Below are 21,598 nucleotides of genomic sequence, written 5' to 3' on the forward strand. Positions count from 1 at the left end.
AAGATGTCAGCACAAAACTCATTACGCAATCCATTACAATCTCAGCAACACAGCGACGGTGTTTACCATATCGGCTATTTTGTCGGCGGTGCTTGGCATCAGGCGCAGGATACTTTTGATGTCCATAATCCCGCCACGGGTGCATTGGTGGCGAAAGTGGCGAAGTCCGGCCGAGCGGAAACAGAAGCTGCCATTAAAGCGGCTAGCGAAGCATTCCCCGCTTGGCGTAAAACCCCAGCCAAACAGCGTGCCGAGATTTTACAACGTTGGTATCTATTGATAATGGAGCACCAGCAATCATTAGCAGAGCTGATGGTGTCTGAGCAAGGTAAACCATTGAAAGAAGCTTTAGGCGAAGTCGCCTATGCCGCCAGCTTTATTCAATGGTTTAGTGAGCAAGCTAAACGTGCCAACGGTGAAATCATTCCACCCGCCAAAGAAGGTGCCCGCATTCTGGCAACCCGCGAGCCGGTTGGTGTCGTGGCTGCCATCACCCCTTGGAACTTTCCACTGGCGATGCTCACCCGTAAATTGGGGCCCGCGTTGGCAGCCGGTTGTACCGGTTTGATTAAACCTGCGAACAATACGCCGTTATCCGCCTTTGCGTTGCTGGCATTGGCAGAACAGGCCGGTGTACCTTCGGGTGTTCTTAATGGTGTGGCGGGCGATACCCATGCTATCAGCGACGCCATCATGGCCAGCCCTGAAGTACGTAAAATCTCCTTTACCGGCTCGACTGAAGTCGGTAAAACCTTGATGCGTAATGCCGCCGCTACCATGAAGAAAATCTCTATGGAACTGGGTGGAAACGCGCCTTATATCGTGTTTGATGATGCAGATTTGGATGCCGCAGTTGCCGGTGCTATGGCGTGTAAATTCCGCAATGCTGGGCAGGTGTGTGTTTGCGTCAACCGCTTCTATATTCAGGATGGTATTTACGACGAGTTTGTTAACCGCCTGGCTGCTGAAGTTAAAAAACTGAAAGTCGGCAATGGCATGGATAAAGACGTCAATATGGGGCCACTAATCAACCTTGCGGGTCTTGAAAAAGTGGAAGACCACGTGAAAGATGCGCTTGAGAAAGGTGGCCGGTTGCTAGCTGGTGGTGGCCGTCATGAACTGGGAGGGAATTTCTTCCAACCGACGGTGATTGCTGATGCAACAGAGCAAATGAAAGTGGCTTCAGAAGAGACATTTGGCCCGCTGGCAGCTTGTTTTCGTTTCAAGACAGAAGATGAAGTCATTCAACGGGCGAATAACACTCCATTCGGATTGGCGGCTTACTTCTATACTCAGAACTTACAACGGGTATTCCGAGTTTCAGATGCACTGGAAAGCGGTATGATTGGTGTCAATGAAAGCTCGGTCTCTACCGAACTGGCACCGTTTGGCGGTGTGAAAGAATCTGGTCTTGGCCGTGAAGGTTCAGTGCTGGGTTTGGATGAGTTTATGGAAGTTAAAACTCTGCATCTGGGTAATTTATAAATCAGACGATACGACGTAGGTTATCGCAATGAGCAGCACAACCGTAATGGAAAGCCTAAGGGTTAAGGAGAACCATGAATAAACGACTTATCACTATTCTGGGCGCGGTATTGCTGCTGGCTGTGGCAGCATTTCAAGGCTTTGATGGTGTCACCGCTCGTGATATTGGCCAGTCGCCGGATTTGGAGCGCCCACGGCCATCGGCTCCTGTTTCTATTGAGCAACTTACCCAGCACAAGCAAGTCGTAAAATACTTGCAGGCACATCATCGCCTACCTGATTTTTACATTACCAAGCAGCAAGCGCGTGAAAAGGGTTGGAATCCCAAAGAAGGCAATTTGTGCAAAGTCTTGCCGGGGAGAGCGATTGGTGGGGATAGATTTTCTAACCGTGAGCGCCAATTGCCTGAAGCTAAAGGCCGCAATTGGCGTGAAGCAGATGTCAATTACCGTTGTGGGCATCGTGGGACTGATCGTTTGCTTTACTCCAATGATGGCCTGATTTACCTGACTCAGGATCACTATAAGCATTTCATTCGGATGGAGTAAGAAGATGGTAAAAGTGGTATTCGATTTTGACCATATACCTGATCTTCCTGCATTTTACCGCGCATTTTCTCAACAGTTTGCGCTGAACGAAGGTTTTGGTGCCAATCTGGATGCGTTGTGGGATGTGGTGACCGGCGAGATAGCTTTACCGGTAGAGATTGAATTTATCCATTTCAATCACCGCCGGAAACGCCGTTTTGGGGCCATTGTGCTGTTGTTGGAAGAGGCAGAAGAAGAGCTGGCAGGTAGCTTACGATTTAATATTGCCTGATGAGAACTTTATTGAGTCGGGAGCCGAGTTAAACCCGGCCCCGCCCGATTACTGCTGCTTCTCTGCCAATTCACGCAGGTACTGGAAGATCTGGCGGAATGATTTCGGCGGCTTGTTAGCGGCTTTCTCTTTTTGTGCATTACGCACCAAACTACGCAGTTGCTGGCGATCCGCATCTGGATACAATTCCAGTACGGTTGGAATGGCATCATCACCTTCTTCAACCAAACGGTCGCGCAGTGTTTCCAGTTTATGGAACAGCGAAACTTGTTGGTTATGGCGGTTTTTCAACTTATCCAATGCTGTTTGAATCGGTTCCACATCACGAGCACGCAGCATTTTACCAATTAACTGAATTTGGCGGCGGCGGCCTTCTTTCTTGATTTTCTGCGCCAGCTCAATAGCCGCGAGCAGATCCTCATCCAATGGGATCTTCTCTAGTGCATTTTTACCTAGCTCAACCAGCTCGGTGCCCAAGTCTTTCAGCGCTTCGGCGTCACGTTTAATTTCACTTTTACTGACCCAGATAATCTCATCATCATCGTCGTTTTTATCTTCTGGGACTTCATCTAGCCAGTCTTCGGGCTGTTTGTTCATGGTCAAATTCCTTAAAAAGAGGCTAATCGTAGCAGGTTGTTGGCTTTCTGCGAAATTGTACAAAGATCTCTGATAGACTCAGAACTATGGAATCCTCTATTTTATCCGTGTAAGTCGTCGTATTACGACACTTTCCTGAACGATTATCTCATTAATTATGGCAGACTGATGAAAGTAGTCACTCAAGTTGCACAACAGCGTAAAACGCTGGAACAAGCAGTTGCACAGGCTTTGGAATTGGCCCGCGCGGGTTCTGATGCGGCCGAAGTTGCCGTAAGCAAAACCACCGGAATCAGTGTCAGCACTCGCTTTGGTGAAGTGGAAAACGTGGAATTCAACAGCGATGGTGCGCTGGGGATTACTGTTTATCACCAGCAACGCAAAGGCAGCGCCTCCACCACAGACCTCAATCCAGATGCGGTCGCTCGGACGGTTCAGGCGGCACTGGATATTGCCCGCTATACCTCACCCGATCCTTATGCAGGCCCGGCTGAAGAATCATTGTTGGCTTTCGATGCTCCCGATTTGGATTTATTCCATCCGAGCGATTTGGATGCCGAACAGGGCATTTTGCTGGCTGCGCGTGCAGAGCAAGCGGCATTACAGGCAGATAAGCGGATTACCAACACGGAAGGCGGCAGTTTTAACAGCCACTATGGCATTAAGGTCTTTGGTAATAGCCACGGTATGCTGCAAAGCTACTGCTCAAGCCGCCATTCACTCTCTAGCAGTGTCATTGCTGAACACAATGGTGATATGGAGCGAGATTATGCTTACACCATTGGCCGGCGTATGGAAGATTTAGCCAGCCCGGAATGGGTGGGTGAAGAGTGCGCTCGTCGTACCTTGTCCCGCTTGTCACCACGTAAATTACCGACCATGCAGTCGCCAGTTTTGTTTGCCGCCGAAGTTGCCACCGGTCTGTTCGGTCACTTGGTTTCGGCTATCAGCGGCGGCAATATCTACCGTAAGTCCACTTTCCTGCTTGACCACCTCGGCAAGCAAATTCTACCAGAGTGGCTGACTATCGAAGAACATCCACATCTACTGCGTGGCTTGGCCTCAACGCCATTTGACAGTGAAGGTGTGCGCACTGTACAGCGAGAAATCGTGAAGGATGGGGTGCTGCAAACTTACCTGCTGACCAGTTATTCGGCCCGAAAATTGGGGCTACAAAGTACCGGGCACACCGGTGGAATCCATAACTGGCGTATTGCCGGTCAAGGGCAAGATTTTGCGGGTATGCTCAAGCAGCTCGACAAAGGCTTGGTGGTCACTGAGCTGATGGGCCAAGGGGTGAGCACCGTGACTGGTGATTATTCGCGTGGCGCGGCCGGTTTCTGGGTTGAAAACGGTGAAATTCAGTATCCGGTGAGTGAAATAACCATCGCCGGTAACCTGAAAGATATGCTGCGCAATATCGTCAGCATTGGCAGTGATATTGAAACCCGCAGTAACATTCAATGTGGCTCTATTTTATTACCTGCTATGAAGATTGCAGGCGAATAATAACCCTCCTGTTATATTCTCGTTCCATATACCGCCGGTAGAAATACGGGCGGTTGAGTGAGAAGAACGTGATCAGGGCTTGCGCACTATTTTATGAAGTTTTCGTGCTCAAGTGCGGCGTAATTTTAATGAGCGACAATCAACAATATGAAGCTGGTCAGGCGCCGTGGCAGAAAATTGCACGGGGGTCAGATAAGTTGGCCGTATTTATATTGGATTCTGAAGTGGGTGGGTTTTACCCCTATAGCGGCGATCGAATTTCTTATAATGGTACTAGCATCCCAGAAGATAAAATCGGGAGTAAGCATCCTGATACGACTCAATGGGGTGTTATTTTAATCGCGGAGAACAGAGAAAAAATTGCTGCTTATTGCCTATCTATACGTAATAGGTTTCGAGTTGCAGGTGACGATAATTTCATTCACCCAATGAATTGGGTGAATGATGGTAGCCCACCACTCCGTGTCTTGAAAGATAGCGGGTGTATAGCCGCTCACTTCTTTGACTTATTTTCACAATTCCTGCTTTTTTCAAATGGTAATAAAAAATCGTTGTCAGTTTTGCCGTCCATTGCCTATGTTAAGTATGAGCAATGTACTAATAATCTGATAACAATAACGTTACCCAACGTCGAAGACCAAGGGTATATAAGGAAGGAGTGTGAGCATGGGTAAGAAAATGATGGCATTAATGGCAGCAGTATTACTCAGCGCCAGTACTGTAGCGCTGGCGGCCAGCGTGGCAGATAACATGGACACTATTGCTGAGAATTATGGCAAGGTGCTCAAAGCCGACTCCACTGATGTGATGAATAAAGGTTTAGCTGCGATGCGTGCGGCTGCTTTGGACGCGCAGAAAGGTATCCCAACGAAGTTAAAAAGTCTGGGAGAAGGCAGTGCAGAGGTGAAAGACTTTCGTCACGGCTTGGATCTGTTGATTGGCGAAATTGATCAGGCGAAAGCGTTAGCGGATCAAGGCAAACTGGATGAGGCTAAAAAAGCGGCGCAGGGCTTTAAAGTCACCCGCGATACCTACCATAAGAAATACCGCTAATTTCAATGCTGTCCAGCCATCAAGGGTAATAGCAAGCGCGATTACCCTCTTTTAGCTTGGTTATCAATAGGAGTGTGACTCTCCTACTTATGACTTATCGGTGATATTCGCCAGCAGCTTCCGGCTGATATAACAGTTCCAGAACGATAATGCGGGCTTCATCCCCACCCGGCAATTTCCAACTGATCTCGTCATTGACGTGCAATCCGAGCAATGCAGCGCCTAAGGGTGCCATGACGGAGAGTTGCTCGTTGCTGTCTTTCAGCGACGCAGGGTAGACCAACGTACGTGTGTGTTCTTCCTGACTGTTTAGATCGCGAAAACGCACGCGGCTGTTCATTGTCACTACATCCGCCGGAATGGCGTTAGGTGGCAGGATTTCTGCCCGATCCAGTTCTTCATTGAGCGCTGTTGCGACCACAGAACCGGCAAAGGCCGGTTGCGCCAGTAACGCATCCAAACGTTCAGCATCCAGCTCGTTAATCGTGATGGTTGGCTTGGTCATACCACTCTCCAATTCAATTTCAGCAAAACATAAAAACAACACCCCCGCGCCATAGGAGCGGGGGTGTTAGAAAATAGCTTAATATTAATCTGATATTAGGCGCTTCCGGCTAGAAAAGAAAGAGATCCGGATCACGAACTTTTTTCCACTGCGGGCTTTCACGGAACATTTATATAAAAGTTATTTTGTTGTTAATGATTAAGTTAGCTATCTAACATGGGTATTTTGCGAAAGCGATCCCACTGACACATGACATTTCCACTTTGAACTGGAAAAAATGCCGCTACACACCTATTCCACTAGCAGGTAGGGTGATGTCATAGCGCAGAGGCAAGGGACGACAGATAAATTACCGAACTTATCTTTGCAGTCAGAAAGTTGTAGCAGCAAGGAATAGAGGATTGCCAGCGTGAATGATGTAGCCGCATTGAATGCAGCCGAGAACCCTGGAATGGAAGAGGCCATTATCATCACCGAGCGGGTATTAACTGAAATTACCGCGATGTTAAATGCCGAAAATATTTTCACCAATGCCGTACAACAGCAAATGTTGACATCACATATTCGGGCCATGGTGCTGCGCTCAATAACGGGTGAGCCATTACCTGAAGTGGATAAATCATTATTTGATGAGATTTCAGCTCATTCGATGAACATGGCGCAACAAGTGGTCGATAAGTTTGCCAATTTACCCATTGAGGAAGCTTATTTACTGTCAGTGCATTTTGAAGTCGCGAAAGATAATAACCCATAAAATTCTGATCTGGAGAAGAGACTATGAGTCAAATTACCGTTGTGATTGGTGACCGTTTAGGAAAAGGCCAGAAAGTTGGACAAGGTGTTGAATTAGCTGGTGGCCGTGTGGTGGTTATTCCCGGTGTTGCCGCAGATATGAAGTTAGGTGATGTGATGAATAGCGAAAAGGCAGACTTCGGTATTTCATTCTGTGGTAGCGGTGGTGCAGGCGCAATTACGGCGCAAAATAAATATGGTTACAAAGCAAAATATGGCATGCGTTCAATCGAAGAAGGAGTGACAGCAATAAACGAAGGCTGCAAGGTATTGGGCTTCGGATTTATGGATAAAGAAGAGCTAGGGCAGAAATTAGTGGAAGCCTATATCAAGAAATATGGTCAACCGTAATGAAAGAGCAATATACCACCCAGGTGCAGGTAAAGGGCAACGGCGATACTAAAGCTAAAGCTTTCGCCAATGCACTTGGTCATGTCCAAAATACAGTGTTGAAGTCGACACAAAATATTTTACTGCGAATTGAACCGCAGGACGTCAAAGTATTAAAAGCAGAATTATCAGTAAAAAATGAAAAGTTTTTATTCTTTTTTCTGCCTCGGGAAAGAAAGACATATAGCGTTGAACTCGATATTACCGTGAGCGTGACAATCATTAATACAGATAAGGTTGATTTCGTTTCTAAATAAAAACAGAGCAACCTTCATTCTTGAAGCCGCATTACCAAGACATTAGGTTAATGCGATTAGCGAAAAGGATATACTGATGTTTCTAATCATTCTTTTTAAGTCGATTATTATCGGCGGACTGGTTGGCGTGGGGGTTGGCGTTGGGGCCGCCCGTATGTTCCATGCGCCTACCATACAGGGAATGGGTGCGTTTCGTACCTTGGGCGAGTTGAACTCGTGCGAGGGGGATCCCGCTTCGCACTTCTCCTTTGGGCTTGGATTCTTCTTCAACGCTTGGGCTTCTTCGGTCGCCGCAGGTGCTTTTACTCAGGACGTTGACCACCGCATTATTCCTAACTGGGGTGCTGCAGCATTGATGATTAAAAATCGCAATGTGGCGGAAACCATGCATAACCCGAAAAAAATGGCGATTGCCTGCGGGATTATTGGTGTCATTGTTGTCAGCTTCTTAAATACCACAGCATCAGCCGTTCCAGCTGCATTACAGGTTACAGCAATTAAAGTATTGGTCCCCGCGGCAAATATTCTGGTTAACACCGTGATGCCCGTTATTTTCTGGTTAGCTGCAATTGATGCAGGACGACGTTCCGGTTTCTGGGCCACTATTTTTGGTGGGTTGGCACAGTTAATTATGGGTAACGCCGTACCGGGTCTGGTTTTGGGTATTTTAATTGGTAAAGGTGTTGAAGAAAGCGGCTGGAATAAAGTAACTAAAATCATGATGACAGTCATTGTTCTGTTATTCGTGCTCAGTGGTTTCTTCCGCGGATTCGACATGAAATTCCTGGAGTCATTCAGTCTGAGTGCACCAGTATGGCTTGAAACTATTCATAACGCATTGAGCGGAAAATAACACAGCGAGAGGAGCTTGATGATGGATGAACAAACCAAGAATAATTTCTGGTATGCCGACTGGTCATTTCCGATCTTTGTAGGATTATTATCCTCTGGCGTATTTGCTGGTACCCATATGTATTATCTCTATGGTATCGGTGCATTTAACGAAGTGGCCTTTGTTTCGATGTTACGGGCGGGAATGGATACCGGTGTTTATGGCGCAGTGGCTGCGTTTGGTGCCAGTTTCTTATTTGCCCGTATTATTGAAGGCTCACTGGTGGGTATTTTAGATATCGGTGGTGCCATTCAGACGGGGGTTGGTCTGGGTGTGCCTGCATTATTACTGGGTGCGGGATTTGTATTCCCTGTCGCTAACTTTGCTGCCTCTTTGGTGACTGGCCTGATTATTGGTTTAGCCATCGGTTATCTGATTATTTTGGCGCGTAAATTTACGATTAACCAAAGTAATTCGACTTACGGTGCAGATGTCATGATGGGCGCAGGTAATTCATCTGGTCGTTTCTTGGGGCCATTGATTATTTTGTCAGCCATTACGGCATCAATTCCAATTGGAATTGGCTCTTTAGCTGGCGCATTACTGTTTTATCTGTGGAATAAGCCTATTACCGGTGGCGCGATCCTTGGCGCGATGATTTTAGGATCTATTTTCCCAGTCGCCATTTCTTAATCTACAGGGTAAATATCCAAATATCTGGATATTTACCCTGCCTAATTTTCGCAAATAACGTCTCGTTAACCCAGATGTTTAATGGAGAATAAAGATAATGCATGACTTTATTATCAAACGAGCAGCGTTGGTTGATGGCCGTCAGGTCGATATTGCCATTAATGATGGAAAAATAGTGTCAGTTAATGAGACTCAGCCATCTTCTGAGCTAGCCAAAAAAATCATCGATTTGGCAGGGAAATATTACCTCAGCGCTGGTTGGATTGACTCTCATGTTCACTGTTACCCAGCGTCTCCGATTTATCATGATGAAGCTGATTTGGTCGGTGTTGCCAGTGGTGTCACTACGGTCGTTGACGCAGGCAGTACCGGCGCCAATGATGTGGATGATTTTTACCGCTTAACAAGGGCAGCAAAAACCCACGTTTACGCATTTTTGAATATTGCGAAAACCGGCATTGTGACGCAAAACGAATTAGCGGATATGACGCAAATCGATAAGCAAGCGGTCAGTGAGGCAATTACCCGTAACCCCGGTTTTATTATTGGCATTAAAGCGCGTATGAGCAGCAGTGTGGTGGGTAAAAATGGCATCAAGCCACTGGTGCGCGCTAAAGAAATTCAACAAGAAAATAATCAGTTACCTCTTATGGTGCATATTGGCAATAACCCGCCAGATCTGGATGAAATTGCCGACTTATTAACACAGGGTGACATTATTACCCATTGCTACAATGGCAAGCCAAATCGGATTCTGACGCCAGCGGGGACGTTGCGTGAGTCTATCCAACGTGCACTTAAACGTGGTGTGCGACTTGACGTTGGCCACGGCAGTGCCAGCTTCAGTTTTGATGTTGCAGAACTTGCCATCAAACAAGGCATTTACCCGCACACTATCAGCTCCGATATTTATTGTCGCAACCGTCTAAATGGGCCGGTACATAGCCTTGCAACGGTCATGTCCAAATTTTTCTCCATCGGTTTGAGCCTTGAGCAAGTTATTCGTTGTGTGACAGAAAATGCCGCTCAGGCCCTGCGTTTGACCCATAAAGGGGTATTGGATGTGGGTTATGACGCTGACTTGACCATTTTTGAGCTGAAACAGCAGCCTCAAGTCTTCAGTGATTCAGAGGGCAAATCGGTTACCGGTGAACAATATCTGGTGCCACTGGCTGCGTTTGTTGCCGGTGACTTAGTATTAACTGACGAAGGGAAGTTAAAAGATGTCTTCAGTCTATGAAAAATACCAGTTAAAGCAGGTTATTAATGCTTCAGGTCGTATGACGATGCTGGGGGTTTCGACGCCACGGCAAGATGTGGTTGATGCTGTGGAGCTGGGCCTGAACCATTACTTTGAAATGAAAGATCTGGTGAATAAAACCGGCGCTTACATTGCTAAATTACTGAATGTTGAAAGCGCGGTAGTTGTCGCCTGTGCTTCTGCCGGTATTGCTCAATCAGTTGCGGCAGTGATCGTCAAAGACGATGCCAATTTATTGGTTAACTTGCATGCTGCCCCACGTACCGTGCCTCATGAGATTGTGCTGCCGAAAGGCCATAACGTTAACTTTGGTGCACCAGTCGATACCATGGTCACGCTGGGTGGCGGTAAAGTGGTGGAGGCCGGTTATGCCAACGAGTGTTTACCTGAGCAGTTGGAAGCGGCTATCACATCAAATACTGCGGCGATCTTGTATATAAAATCCCATCATTGTGTACAAAAAAGCATTCTCTCTGTTGAGCAGGCCGTCGTCATTGCTCGCAAGCATCAATTGCCATTAATTGTTGATGCGGCGGCGGAAGAAGACTTGCAGTGTTATTACCAAATGGGTGCTGATTTGGTGATATACAGCGGTGCTAAGGCCATTGAAGGGCCAACCAGTGGCTTGGTGTTGGGTAAGAAAACTTATGTTGAATGGGTGAAGTTGCAATCCAGCGGTATTGGTCGAGCCATGAAAGTCGGCAAAGAGGGTATTCTCGGTCTGACCCGTGCCATTGAAAGCTACATGACGCTGGAGAAAGAGACTGGCCAACAGATGGTCGCGAAAATGACACCATTTATCAGCCAGTTGAATACTATTGATGGTGTCTCAGCCAAAGTGGTGTGGGATGCGGCTGGGCGCGATATTGCTCGCACTGAAATCAGTTTTGATGAAGCTAAAATTGGCCGTTCGACACCCGATTTGGTCGATGCACTTAAAAATGGCGATATTGCGATTTATTTCCGCGCTTATAAAGCCAACGAAGGCAAGATTGAAGTCGATGTACGCAGTGTGACGTCATCACAGCTTGAAACCATTTATACCTGCATTAACCGTTTGGTTCAGGGAGCCTAAGTCATGAAATTAACGCCAAATTATTATCGTGACCGGGTATGCCTGAATGTGCTGGCCGGTTCAAAAGAGAATGCGAAAGAGATTTATCAGGCCGCGGAAGGCCATGTGCTGGTGGGCGTATTATCGAAAAATTATCCGGATGTCGACAGTGCAGTCAAAGACATGCGTGAGTACGCCGCACTTATCGATAATGCGCTGTCCGTCGGGCTGGGTGCCGGTTGTCCGAAGCAATCGGCGATGGTCAGCCAGATTTCGCAGCAGGTTCAGCCACAGCATGTGAATCAGGTATTTACTGGTGTTGGTACCAGTCGTGCCTTGCTGGGCCAAAAAGATACCGTCGTCAACGGCTTGATTTCACCTACCGGCACAGTGGGATATGTGAAAATTTCGACCGGCCCGCTCAGTTCACAACAAGAAGATGCGATTGTCCCAGTCACTACTGCCATTGCCATGTTGAAAGACATGGGCGGCAGCTCGGTGAAATTCTTCCCGATGAATGGACTGGATTCTATCGAAGAATACCGTTGTGTCGCGGAGGCGTGCGCTGCTACCGGTTTCTGGCTGGAACCCACTGGTGGCATTGATCTGGAGAATTTCGAGGAAATCCTGCAAATCGCGTTGGATGCGGGTGTAACAAAAATTATTCCGCATATTTATAGCTCAATCATTGATAGTCAGAGTGGTAATACGCGCCCAGAAGATGTGAACACTTTACTGGATATCATGAAGAGGGTTTTACCGTAACTGGCTGATTTATTGACTATAAATTGAAATAAGTGTGAAAGCATCGTCAGGGCCATGCTCTGTATGCCCTGACGGTAAACGGTATGTGTCGCACTATTTTACCTGTGAGTCTGGATGTTAGGTTGGATAGCTCTCCATACCCTCTGATAGCCATTCCCTGTGAGAAAAATAATATGCCTAACCCAACACATTCCGCAGTAAAAAGCCTGTCAGCGGGCATCGCACTGGCGATGGTCACGTTGATAAACCCGCTGGCGCATGCCGAACAGATGGCCGATAAATCATTCGCTTATGTCGGCACCTATCATCCGAACGGTGAAGGCGTTTATCGCCTACAAGTCGATGCCAAGACCGGTGAGTTGACGGAGAAAACCTTGGTCAGTTCACTGGCTAATCCAGCACAATTAGTGGTGGATGCTCAGGGTAAAACGCTGTATGTCGCCAGCGAAGTGGCTGATTACAACGGCGGTAAACATGGGGCGATTGCGGCATACAGCATTAACTCTGCTGACGGCAATTTGACGCTGATAAATCAGGTGGACTCTCAAGGCGCGGGGCCAGTGTTCCTCTCATTGACGCCGTCTGGCAGCCATTTACTGGTGGCAAACTATATCAGTGGGTCGGTGGCCGTTTTCCCGGTGCAAAGTGGTGGCAAACTTTCTGATGCCAGTTCGGTACAGCAAGATGAAGGCCCCGCGGGCGCGGCTAAACCGGCGGCCGCAGTGGAGGGGAGCTTTGCTATTAGTGATCACAATGGGCCACATGCACATATGATTGCCAGTGATCCGAGCGGTAAATTTGTATTTTCTACTGATTTGGGGTTGGATCGAATTTATCAATACCGCTTTGATGCAGACAATGGCAAGTTGATACCTAATGATCCCCCCTACATCAGTGCATCCTCTGCGGGAGCAGGCCCACGTCATTTTGTATTCCATCCTAACGGCAAGACGCTATTCTTAATCAACGAAGAAGCCTCAACCTTGACCAGTTATGAGTTGGACTTGCAGAAAGGCACGTTGAAACCGCTAAATACCTTGTCGTCGTTACCGGCAGATTATCGTGGCACGAGCTTCGCTGCGGGTTTGACGCTCTCAAAGGACGGAAAATTTCTGTACGTAGCAAACCGTCTGCATAACAGTATTGGCCAGTTTGCTGTGACAGCCGATGGCAAATTTAAGCCTGTGGAAGATGTCTGGACGCGGGGAGATTATCCGCGCACGTTGGTACTTGATCCGACAGGTCATTACCTGTATGCCATGAATCAACGCAGCGATAACATAACTCGCTTTAAAGTTGATCCGCAAAGTGGCAAATTGACCTTTGTACCCGGCTATACCGCGGTTGGCAGCCCATCACAAATGGTGTTTGTACCTTCAGCACAGAAAAAGTGATGCGAGGAGCACGCCCCGTCGGCAATGCTGGCGGGGAATGCCTCGATAACTATCTTCTAAATAACGGAGTGGAGCAGTGAGATTTCCCTATCAACGTCTGGCCTATATGTTCGATGCGCTGCAATCGGAAACGCTACCTCAGGAGGAGTTGGCGAAACGTTTTGCGGTCTCGACACGTACAGTACGGGCAGATATTACGGCGTTGAATGAGATTCTTGAGCATTATGGTGCGCATTTTATACATAACCGTGGCTTTGGTTATCGACTGATGATTGATGATGCCGAGCGCTTTCGTGCTCTACAGCAACAAAATCGTAAAATGCACCTAACCCCGCGTACTGCCAATGAGCGGGTGCACTATCTATTAATCCGTTTTCTGACCTCTGCCTTTTCATTAAAGCTGGAAGATTTAGCTGACGAATGGTTTGTTAGCCGTGGCACATTGCAAAATGATATGGCTGAGGTGAGAGAAAGGCTAAATCGCTATCATCTGACGATTGAAACCAAACCCCGTTATGGCATGAAATTGTTTGGTACAGAACTGGCTATCCGTACTTGTCTGACGGATTTATTGTTCCAGTTACAATTGCAGGATGCCGATAACCCATTATTAAAGAATGAGTTTCTTAGCATCCAAACCATGCCGGAATTGACGGGGTTGCTGCATGAATTATTAGCGCAATATGCGGTGCGGTTGACTGATGAGGGAGAGCAATACCTGATTTTCTACTGCGCAGTGGCAATAAAACGCATCACTGATGGTTATCCATTATCTGATTTTGATGCAGAAGATGTGGATGAGGCGGTGAAGTTGGCCTCAGGCCGTTTAGCAAATGAGCTTAAGTTGTTATCAGGTAAAGATATTTCAGCAGCAGAAGAGGCTTATCTTCGTGTGAATATTGCGGCTCGTCGGGTTCAGGCCAGTCAGCCTAGCACCAGTCGGCCTAGTGAAATCAATGCTGATGACGAAGAGACGCTAGTGGACTACATCCTCTCGTATATCAATGCTCACTATAACTATAATTTGCAGAGTGATAAGCAGCTGCGGATTGATTTGCTGACCCATATCAAGACCATGATAACTCGGGTGAAATATCAGATTACGATTCCTAACCCACTGTTATCTAATATTAAACAGCATTATCCCATGGCCTATGATGTGACATTGGCCGCGGTTTCCAGTTGGGGAAAATACACTCCTTATAGCTTGAGTGAAAACGAAATTGGCTATTTGGTGCTGCATATTGGGGTTGGGTTGGAGCGCCATTATAATATCGGTTATCAACGCCATCCACAGGTGATGCTGGTGTGTGACACGGGCAATTCCACTACTCGTATGATTCAGGCGCAAATTTCTCGTAAGTATCCACAGATCGTGATGACACAGACAATTTCCCTGCGTGATTACGAAAATCTTGAGCATATCGACGAAGATTTCATTATTTCTAATTCGCGATTAGCGGAAAAAAATAAGCCAGTGGTGGTGATGTCACCCTTCCCGACGGAATATCAGTTGGAGCAATTGGGTAAGCTGGTCTTGGTGGATCGCACGCGGCCTTACATGCTGGAAAAGTTTTTTGATAGCAATCACTTTATGATTATCGACCAACCGATGACTCAAGAGCAGTTGTTCAAGAAAGTGTGTACTCAGTTAGAAGAAGAGGGGTTTGTCGATGCGGATTTCTACCCGTCAGTGGTGGAGCGCGAGGCGATTGTCTCCACTATGCTGGGTGAGGGGATCGCGCTGCCGCATTCACTGGGTCTATTAGCCAAGAAAACGGTGGTCGTCACTTTACTGGCACCTAATGGAATCGCTTGGGGTGACGGTGAGGTAGCCCATGTTATTTTCTTGCTGGCTATCAGTAAAACCGATTATGAAGAAGCGATGGCCATTTATGATTTGTTCGTGACCTTTGTGCGCGAGCGCTCTATGAGCCGTTTATTGAGCAGTCAACATTTTGATAGTTTTAAGGCTATTGCGATTGATTGTTTGAGTCGCATTTAGGTTTTTGTTTTTTTTTATGGTGATGGGTTCGGTTGACAATGGATACCGAACGAGCCGTGTTTGAGCAGGAGCGAATCACGGCGGTCCATCAACGAAACGATGAGTCGAGGGTCACCCACGAAGTGGGCTAGCGATGCGTGCGCAAGCGCGGGGATTCCACAAGGGGTCACGCGCTTGTGACCCCTTTGGCGGTTGAGGTATCGGAGGAGAGGCCGTCGCTAATCTTATGTCAACCGAACCAGATAACTGAACTGAATCTCTCCCTGTAAATTTGAAATAAAACTCAAATCACTGCCATCCATATCTCCTGACAAACCACCCTTTCACTAGCTGTGTCGTCACCATGTATCCTGTCAAAATCACAATCAACCATGGGAAGTAAGAAAGTGGTAGCGCTTGTAATTGTAAGAACCCGGCCAGTGGTGAGAAGGTCAGCCCGATACCAACGATAACGACGGCTAAGGTCATCAGACACAATGGCCATGAGGCGCGGCTTTGGATAAATGGAATCTTGCGGGTACGAATCATATGCACAATCAAGGTCTGTGATAGCAGCCCCTCAATGAACCAACCAGATTGGAATAACGTCTGCATTTCTGGCGTGTTAGCCTTAAATACCCACCACATCAAACAGAACGTTAAAACATCAAAAATGGAACTTATCGGGCCAAAGAACACCATAAAACGCCCCAGATCTCCGGCGTTCCAACGTTGTGGCTTAGTCAGTTGATCTTCATCGACATTATCAAATGGGATAGCAATCTGAGAAATATCGTACAGCAAATTCTGGATCAACAGATGCAGTGGTAGCATCGGCAGGAAGGGTAAAAATGCGCTGGCAATCAGTACGCTAAAGACATTACCAAAGTTAGAACTGGCGGTCATTTTGATGTATTTCAGCATGTTGGCAAAGGTACGGCGGCCCTCAATGACCCCTTGTTCCAGTACCATCAGGCTTTTTTCCAATAAAATAATATCGGCAGCTTCTTTGGCGATATCCACCGCTGAATCGACAGAAATGCCAATATCAGCCGCTCGCAGTGCTGGGGCATCGTTGATGCCATCCCCCATAAAACCGACTACATGACCCGCTTCTCGCATGTTTTGCACGATGCGTTCTTTGTGCATCGGTGTCAACTTGGCGAACACGGTCGTGGTGCGAGTAGCTTCGGTTAGCTCTGCTTCAGTCATCTGTTCAATGTCACTGCCCCGCAAGACTTGCTCGACAGACAGCCCAACATCTTTACAGACTTTACGTGCCACTAACTCATTGTCACCCGTCAGGATTTTGACGTTAACGCCATTGTTCTTCAATGCCAAAAGCGCGGGAGCTGTGCTCTCTTTCGGTGGGTCGAGGAAAGCGATATATCCTTCAAGAATGAGGTCATATTCATCAATAACAGCATAATTTCGCTGATAAGCAGGCAAAATACGTGTGGCGACGGCGACTACGCGTAACCCTTGCTGATTTTGCTCATCCGTAATACGACGGATACGGGCCATCAATGCCTCCGTCATTGGAATAACGTCATCTCCTTGGCGGACATGGCGACAAATAGACAGCATCTCTTCCAGTGCGCCTTTACAGATAAGCTCGTGATAATCCGATTTGTCGCTGACGACGACCGACATGCGGCGGCGCTCAAAATCGAAGGGAATTTCATCGATTTTACGGTAACCCGCCAATGTATCAGCGGACTGAGATTCAGCCAGAGCGGAGTCCGTCATGGAGGAAAGTACCGCCACATCCAGCAGATTTTTTAGTCCGGTTTGGTAGTAACTGTTAAGCCAAGCATAGCGCAGCACGCGCTCGCAGTTGGCACCAAACACATCGGTATGGCTCTCCAACACAATCTTGTCTTGTGTCAGTGTGCCGGTCTTATCGGTGCACAGTACATCCATCGCACCAAAGTTTTGGATAGCATCCAGCCGCTTGACGATAACCTTTTGTTTCGACAGCTTGACTGCCCCTTTTGCCAATGTCGATGTGACAATCATTGGCAGCATTTCCGGGGTTAAACCCACAGCGACAGAGAGCGCGAAGAGTGCCGCTTCCCACCAGTCACCTTTAGTAAACCCGTTGATCAATAACACAATTGGTGTCATGACCAGCATAAAGCGAATCAACAACCAACTAACTTTACTGATACCACTTTGAAAAGCATTTGGTTGTTCATCCTGATGAGTTACGCGCTCGGCCAGCAAACCAAAATAGGTTTGGTTACCTGTGCCGATGACCATCGCCAGCGCAGAACCACTCACCACATTGGTGCCCATAAAACACAGCGTATCTCGCTCAAGTGGGTTTTGCTCATCACACTCACGACATTGTGCGACTTTCTCCACCGGCAGCGATTCACCCGTCAAAGCGGCTTGGCTGATAAACAGGTCTTTGGCGACCAGAATACGTAAATCCGCCGGGATCATGTCTCCCGCCGCGAGTTTGATAATGTCGCCGGGGACGAGTTGAGAGATGGGCAGTTCGAGATGTGCGCTTTTTCCGGTATGAGCATCGCTGCGAACTACAGTGGCGGTGTTGCTGACCATGGCTTTTAAAGCATCGGCAGCACGGTTGGAGCGCGCTTCCTGAATAAAATGCATCAGAGTAGAGATGAGCACCATAGCACCAATCACCAGCGCGGCAGTGAGGTCTTCGGTGGCATAGGAAATCAGTGCCAGAATAGTCAATAGTAAGTTAAACGGGTTGCGGTAGCAGTGCCATAAATGAATCCACCCACTGACAGCTTGCTGATTTTCAATCAGATTACTGCCACTGCGCTGGCGAATCGTCTCGGCTTCCTGTTCTGTCAGCCCTTCAGGATGGCTCTGAAAACGTTGGTAAAGTTGCTGTGGGGTTTCATTAGCGCATAGCAAACGCTGCCGGGCCAGATCTGCCGGGATATCTTTAGCCGTGACGCCAGTCGTCACCCCATCGAGCATGGTTTCCCGACGGATTAAACGGCGAGGCAGATTACGGCTCAACACATTGAGCAATTGCCGGGTGAAATTTTTAACTTGCATGGTTCAAACCTTACTGTCATGCCCTGAAAACGTTTATTGAACGATCTTCAGGTTGCGCCCACGGCAAACCTGCCGCAGAAATGGCAAAAACATCATCAGCAGAAACCAACGCGAGGAACGTGCGGGTGACTGCCTATCAGATTGTTATCCGATAAGGCAACCACGTCAGACGGGGAATAACCTTACCGGTCCACCCAAAGGGTGTCGGTTATGGGAACAGGGTCCACTGGGTCATTAACCTCCGGTAAGTGAAAAACAATTTGTTTGAGGCTAAAACACTCAAACAGCTATACAAACTATAAACCGCATTACTATAGTGACCACGACAGAAATCACCCTGACGGCAATATCATCCGTTAGGGTAACAATATGTTGCTGGTCATGGGGATATCATGCGCTGGGTCTGATTCTGCACATGCAAGACTTCCCAGAACTCACAACTTCCGCAAATATAAATAATCAGTTTATTATATGTATTTGAACCTAAACATTAGGTAAACCATGCAAAACCGTTTGACCATTAAGGATATTGCCCGCATGAGTGGAGTTGGAAAATCCACGGTTTCGCGGGTACTGAATAACGAAGGAAGTGTCAGCCCGCAGACGCGTGAGCGGGTCGAGGCGGTTATTCGCCAGCATGGGTTTACCCCGTCGAAATCCGCTCGTGCGATGCGAGGGCAGAGCGATAAAGTGGTGGGGATTATCGTCTCCCGCTTGGATTCTCCGTCTGAAAATCAGGCGGTACGCACCATGTTGCCGCTGTTCTACCAGCAAGGTTACGATCCTATCTTGATGGAGAGCCAGTTTGATCCCGCTCTGGTCAGTGAACATCTGCATATTCTGCAACAGCGTCATGTCGATGGTGTGATTCTGTTTGGTTTCACCGGGTTAACTGCTGAAATGCTTTCACCGTGGCAGGAAAAAATGGTGGTGTTAGCGCGAGAATATACGGGTTTCTCTTCGGTTTGTTATGATGATGAAGGAGCTGTGCGCTTATTGATGGATAAGCTGCGTCAGGCCGGGCATCGCCATATCAGCTATATCGGTGTGCAACCAACCGATGCCACGACCGGCCTACGCCGTCACCAATCTTATCTTGATTACAGCCAGAAACACGGCCTGATACCGACAGTCGCGCTGGGTGAGTTGAGCTATCAAAGTGGGTTTCAGCTTGCACCGCAAGTGATAAAACCAGATACCTCGGCGATAGTCTGTGCCTCCGACACCATCGCTCTGGGGGTAAGCAAGTATTTGCAGCAGCAAGGGCAGCAACATATTCAGGTCTGCGGCATCGGTAATACACCACTGCTGCATTTTTTGTTCCCCAATAGTCTTTCCGTTGAGCTGGGGTATGGCAGTGCCGGAGTCCAAGCGGCGCAACAGTTGCTAGGACAGCTCAATAATAATAAAGAAATTCAACAAATTATCATTCCTGGTCAGCTTGCCTAGTTCCCCTTTCTAAGCGTGATGTAACTGATGCCTCATCCTAAATGATGGGGGCGTCGATGAGCAGCGCTGCCGTTTCTGTGATGAAAAAACGTACATAAAATTGTCAAATTGTGATCTTCAACTCAAGTTGGGAACGTTCCCATTTCATAAAAATAAATACATAGCTAATCTTTAATGAGCTGAATATTTAATCGGCTATTGTTTCTAATTTGTTTTTTCATTCAAGAAAGATTGGACAGGTTTCAAAAAAAACTTACAACTCAGCACGCTATCCCACCTTTACGAAAGGTACGTTGAAATGAGCAAAGTAAAACAACAAGACATCGATCAATTGATCGTACTGGTGGGAGGCAGAGAGAATATTGCCACCGTCAGCCACTGTATTACCCGGCTACGTTTTGTATTAAATGACCCCTCTAAAGCATCACCGAAAGAGATCGAAAATTTGCCAATGGTCAAAGGCTGCTTTACCAATGCCGGGCAATTTCAAGTGGTTATCGGGCCGGAAGTCGATGATTACTACAAAGCATTAATTGCCACCATTGGCTTGAATGAAGCGGATAAAGAGCAAACCAAGCTGGCCGCACGGCAGAACATGACGTGGTTTGAGCGCGGAATTTCTCACTTTGCCGAGATCTTCTTCCCGCTGTTACCGGCACTGATAAGCGGGGGGTTAATCCTTGGCTTTCGTAATGTGATCGGTGACATTCCGATGTCTGACGGTAAAACGCTGGCGCAGATGTATCCGGCATGGAAAACCATTTACGATTTCCTTTGGTTACTGGGCGAAGCCATCTTCTTTTACCTGCCTGTTGCTATCTGTTGGTCAACCGTGAAGAAAATGGGTGGCACGCCGGTGTTGGGGATTGTATTAGGTATCACCTTGGTGTCGCCGCAGTTAATGAACTCCTATCTGCTGGGGCAACAAATTCCTGAAGTATGGAATTTTGGCTGGTTCACCATTGAAAAAGTGGGTTATCAGGCGCAGGTCATTCCTTCTATTTTGGCGGGGTTAGCACTGGGTTGGATTGAAACCAATCTGAAAAAAATCATTCCCGCTTACCTTTATTTGGTGATAGTGCCGGTCGTTTCTCTGCTGCTGGCAGTATTCCTTGCTCACACTCTGATTGGGCCCTTTGGCCGTATGATTGGTGACGGTGTGGCGTGGGGGGTGAAAGCGGTGATGACGGGCAGTTTCGCGCCAATAGGGGCGGCATTGTTTGGCTTCCTGTATGCGCCGTTAGTCATTACCGGGGTGCATCAGACCACTCTGGCTATTGATATGCAGATGATTCAGAGCATGGGGGGGACACCGGTTTGGCCCCTGATTGCGTTGTCGAACATCGCGCAGGCGTCTGCGGTACTGGGCATTATCATCATCAGCCGCAAGGTTAACGAACGTGAAATCTCCGTTCCGGCCGCTATTTCGGCTTATCTCGGTGTGACGGAGCCTGCCATGTACGGTATTAACTTGAAATACCGCTTCCCGATGCTGTGCGCCATGATTGGTTCTGCTCTGGCAGGTCTGATTTGTGGGTTGACTGGCGTGATGGCGAACGGAATTGGTGTCGGGGGCCTGCCGGGTATTTTGTCCATCAAACCCCAGTTCTGGGCGATTTATGCCGTGGCAATGTTAGTGGCCATTGTGGTGCCACTGGTGCTGACCATCTTGGTTTATAAACGTAAAGACAGTCGCGGTGAACTGCCGGTCTAAGCT

The 21,598-nt window shown here is 47.7% G+C and carries 20 protein-coding genes and 1 pseudogene; 18 read left to right on the forward strand and 3 right to left on the reverse strand.

The features are described 5' to 3' along the window. Window positions 1-3: 3 nt before the first annotated feature. The 3 genes from ACIOG0_RS01900 (at window position 4) to ACIOG0_RS01910 (ending at window position 2,304) form a co-directional block, all read left to right on the forward strand. The gene (locus ACIOG0_RS01900) at window positions 4-1,485 is read left to right on the forward strand and encodes an NAD-dependent succinate-semialdehyde dehydrogenase (protein WP_128451181.1); all 1,482 of its coding nucleotides are present in this window, start codon (window positions 4-6) and stop codon (window positions 1,483-1,485) included. A 74-nt stretch (window positions 1,486-1,559) separates the two neighbouring features. After that, window positions 1,560-2,033, forward strand: a complete 474-nt coding sequence (locus ACIOG0_RS01905) for a ribonuclease (protein WP_164908332.1) — start codon at window positions 1,560-1,562, stop codon at window positions 2,031-2,033. 4 nt (window positions 2,034-2,037) lie between these two features. Then, window positions 2,038-2,304 carry a barstar family protein gene (locus tag ACIOG0_RS01910; protein WP_032911556.1) on the forward strand — a complete coding sequence of 89 codons (267 nt, stop codon included), beginning with the start codon at window positions 2,038-2,040 and terminating at the stop codon, window positions 2,302-2,304. A 48-nt stretch (window positions 2,305-2,352) separates the two neighbouring features. On the opposite strand, the gene yjgA is transcribed toward ACIOG0_RS01910, so the two are convergent. Continuing rightward, a complete protein-coding gene (yjgA, locus tag ACIOG0_RS01915) occupies window positions 2,353-2,901 on the reverse strand; it encodes a ribosome biogenesis factor YjgA (RefSeq protein WP_050100592.1) in 549 nt (182 codons plus the stop codon). A gap of 168 nt (window positions 2,902-3,069) precedes the next feature. Between yjgA and pmbA the strand changes: the two genes are divergently transcribed. The 3 genes and pseudogenes from pmbA to cybC all read left to right on the forward strand — a co-directional run bounded on the left by pmbA (window position 3,070) and on the right by cybC (window position 5,463). Continuing rightward, the gene (gene pmbA, locus ACIOG0_RS01920) at window positions 3,070-4,410 is read left to right on the forward strand and encodes a metalloprotease PmbA (RefSeq protein WP_128451182.1); all 1,341 of its coding nucleotides are present in this window, start codon (window positions 3,070-3,072) and stop codon (window positions 4,408-4,410) included. An 86-nt stretch (window positions 4,411-4,496) separates the two neighbouring features. Then, window positions 4,497-4,784: pseudogene (locus ACIOG0_RS01925) on the forward strand (hypothetical protein); the annotation flags it as partial. Between the two features lie 292 nt (window positions 4,785-5,076). Continuing rightward, the gene (gene cybC / locus ACIOG0_RS01930; RefSeq protein ID WP_050100599.1) at window positions 5,077-5,463 is read left to right on the forward strand and encodes a cytochrome b562; all 387 of its coding nucleotides are present in this window, start codon (window positions 5,077-5,079) and stop codon (window positions 5,461-5,463) included. 94 nt (window positions 5,464-5,557) lie between these two features. Here cybC and rnk read toward each other — a convergent pair whose 3' ends face one another. Then, a complete protein-coding gene (gene rnk, locus ACIOG0_RS01935; protein ID WP_050100757.1) occupies window positions 5,558-5,968 on the reverse strand; it encodes a nucleoside diphosphate kinase regulator in 411 nt (136 codons plus the stop codon). A gap of 409 nt (window positions 5,969-6,377) precedes the next feature. Here rnk and ACIOG0_RS01940 point away from each other — a divergent pair, with 409 nt between their 5' ends. The 10 genes from ACIOG0_RS01940 (at window position 6,378) to ACIOG0_RS01985 (ending at window position 15,411) form a co-directional block, all read left to right on the forward strand. Further along, a complete protein-coding gene (locus tag ACIOG0_RS01940; protein ID WP_050100600.1) occupies window positions 6,378-6,722 on the forward strand; it encodes a glycine dehydrogenase in 345 nt (114 codons plus the stop codon). A 23-nt stretch (window positions 6,723-6,745) separates the two neighbouring features. After that, entirely contained in the window at window positions 6,746-7,111 is a 366-nt protein-coding gene (locus tag ACIOG0_RS01945) for a glycine-rich SFCGS family protein (RefSeq protein ID WP_050100601.1), read from the forward strand. Further along, on the forward strand, window positions 7,111-7,407 hold the full coding sequence (locus tag ACIOG0_RS01950) for a DUF4312 family protein (protein WP_050100603.1): 297 nt from the start codon (window positions 7,111-7,113) through the stop codon (window positions 7,405-7,407). Before ACIOG0_RS01945 ends, ACIOG0_RS01950 begins: the two co-directional genes overlap by 1 nt. A gap of 76 nt (window positions 7,408-7,483) precedes the next feature. Beyond that, window positions 7,484-8,260, forward strand: coding sequence for a DUF4311 domain-containing protein (locus ACIOG0_RS01955; protein ID WP_004710975.1), 777 nt, complete (start codon window positions 7,484-7,486; stop codon window positions 8,258-8,260). Between the two features lie 21 nt (window positions 8,261-8,281). Continuing rightward, on the forward strand, window positions 8,282-8,932 hold the full coding sequence (locus tag ACIOG0_RS01960) for a DUF4310 family protein (protein ID WP_025376851.1): 651 nt from the start codon (window positions 8,282-8,284) through the stop codon (window positions 8,930-8,932). 97 nt (window positions 8,933-9,029) lie between these two features. Then, window positions 9,030-10,172, forward strand: coding sequence for an amidohydrolase/deacetylase family metallohydrolase (locus tag ACIOG0_RS01965; RefSeq protein WP_128451183.1), 1,143 nt, complete (start codon window positions 9,030-9,032; stop codon window positions 10,170-10,172). Next, on the forward strand, window positions 10,156-11,268 hold the full coding sequence (locus tag ACIOG0_RS01970; protein ID WP_050295996.1) for a DgaE family pyridoxal phosphate-dependent ammonia lyase: 1,113 nt from the start codon (window positions 10,156-10,158) through the stop codon (window positions 11,266-11,268). The genes ACIOG0_RS01965 and ACIOG0_RS01970 overlap by 17 nt, the downstream gene beginning before the upstream one ends. A gap of 3 nt (window positions 11,269-11,271) precedes the next feature. Continuing rightward, window positions 11,272-12,012 carry a 2-dehydro-3-deoxy-phosphogluconate aldolase gene (locus ACIOG0_RS01975; RefSeq protein ID WP_128451184.1) on the forward strand — a complete coding sequence of 247 codons (741 nt, stop codon included), beginning with the start codon at window positions 11,272-11,274 and terminating at the stop codon, window positions 12,010-12,012. A 173-nt stretch (window positions 12,013-12,185) separates the two neighbouring features. Next, a complete protein-coding gene (locus ACIOG0_RS01980) occupies window positions 12,186-13,406 on the forward strand; it encodes a lactonase family protein (protein WP_050100758.1) in 1,221 nt (406 codons plus the stop codon). Window positions 13,407-13,482: 76 nt separating this feature from the next. Beyond that, entirely contained in the window at window positions 13,483-15,411 is a 1,929-nt protein-coding gene (locus ACIOG0_RS01985) for a transcription antiterminator (protein ID WP_128451185.1), read from the forward strand. A 288-nt stretch (window positions 15,412-15,699) separates the two neighbouring features. On the opposite strand, the gene mgtA is transcribed toward ACIOG0_RS01985, so the two are convergent. After that, window positions 15,700-18,432, reverse strand: a complete 2,733-nt coding sequence (mgtA, locus tag ACIOG0_RS01990; RefSeq protein ID WP_050100609.1) for a magnesium-translocating P-type ATPase — start codon at window positions 18,430-18,432, stop codon at window positions 15,700-15,702. Window positions 18,433-18,933: 501 nt separating this feature from the next. Here mgtA and treR point away from each other — a divergent pair. Continuing rightward, window positions 18,934-19,881 (forward strand): trehalose operon repressor TreR, encoded by a 948-nt coding sequence (gene treR, locus ACIOG0_RS01995; protein ID WP_050100611.1) that lies wholly within the window; start codon window positions 18,934-18,936, stop codon window positions 19,879-19,881. 298 nt (window positions 19,882-20,179) lie between these two features. Beyond that, the gene (gene treB / locus ACIOG0_RS02000) at window positions 20,180-21,595 is read left to right on the forward strand and encodes a PTS trehalose transporter subunit IIBC (RefSeq protein WP_050100613.1); all 1,416 of its coding nucleotides are present in this window, start codon (window positions 20,180-20,182) and stop codon (window positions 21,593-21,595) included. Window positions 21,596-21,598: the final 3 nt, after the last annotated feature.

It is taken from the genome of Yersinia vastinensis, from assembly GCF_044905075.1.
GTDB lineage: Bacteria > Pseudomonadota > Gammaproteobacteria > Enterobacterales > Enterobacteriaceae > Yersinia > Yersinia vastinensis.

Coding starts and splice junctions, on each gene's coding strand:
- ACIOG0_RS01900 (WP_128451181.1), top strand. CDS start 4: ATGTCAGCACAAAACTCATTACGCAATCCATTACAATCTCAGCAACAC.
- ACIOG0_RS01905 (WP_164908332.1), top strand. CDS start 1,560: ATGAATAAACGACTTATCACTATTCTGGGCGCGGTATTGCTGCTGGCT.
- ACIOG0_RS01910 (WP_032911556.1), top strand. CDS start 2,038: ATGGTAAAAGTGGTATTCGATTTTGACCATATACCTGATCTTCCTGCA.
- yjgA (WP_050100592.1), bottom strand. CDS start 2,901: ATGAACAAACAGCCCGAAGACTGGCTAGATGAAGTCCCAGAAGATAAA.
- pmbA (WP_128451182.1), top strand. CDS start 3,070: ATGAAAGTAGTCACTCAAGTTGCACAACAGCGTAAAACGCTGGAACAA.
- cybC (WP_050100599.1), top strand. CDS start 5,077: ATGGGTAAGAAAATGATGGCATTAATGGCAGCAGTATTACTCAGCGCC.
- rnk (WP_050100757.1), bottom strand. CDS start 5,968: ATGACCAAGCCAACCATCACGATTAACGAGCTGGATGCTGAACGTTTG.
- ACIOG0_RS01945 (WP_050100601.1), top strand. CDS start 6,746: ATGAGTCAAATTACCGTTGTGATTGGTGACCGTTTAGGAAAAGGCCAG.
- ACIOG0_RS01950 (WP_050100603.1), top strand. CDS start 7,111: ATGAAAGAGCAATATACCACCCAGGTGCAGGTAAAGGGCAACGGCGAT.
- ACIOG0_RS01955 (WP_004710975.1), top strand. CDS start 7,484: ATGTTTCTAATCATTCTTTTTAAGTCGATTATTATCGGCGGACTGGTT.
- ACIOG0_RS01960 (WP_025376851.1), top strand. CDS start 8,282: ATGGATGAACAAACCAAGAATAATTTCTGGTATGCCGACTGGTCATTT.
- ACIOG0_RS01965 (WP_128451183.1), top strand. CDS start 9,030: ATGCATGACTTTATTATCAAACGAGCAGCGTTGGTTGATGGCCGTCAG.
- ACIOG0_RS01970 (WP_050295996.1), top strand. CDS start 10,156: ATGTCTTCAGTCTATGAAAAATACCAGTTAAAGCAGGTTATTAATGCT.
- ACIOG0_RS01975 (WP_128451184.1), top strand. CDS start 11,272: ATGAAATTAACGCCAAATTATTATCGTGACCGGGTATGCCTGAATGTG.
- ACIOG0_RS01980 (WP_050100758.1), top strand. CDS start 12,186: ATGCCTAACCCAACACATTCCGCAGTAAAAAGCCTGTCAGCGGGCATC.
- mgtA (WP_050100609.1), bottom strand. CDS start 18,432: ATGCAAGTTAAAAATTTCACCCGGCAATTGCTCAATGTGTTGAGCCGT.
- treR (WP_050100611.1), top strand. CDS start 18,934: ATGCAAAACCGTTTGACCATTAAGGATATTGCCCGCATGAGTGGAGTT.
- treB (WP_050100613.1), top strand. CDS start 20,180: ATGAGCAAAGTAAAACAACAAGACATCGATCAATTGATCGTACTGGTG.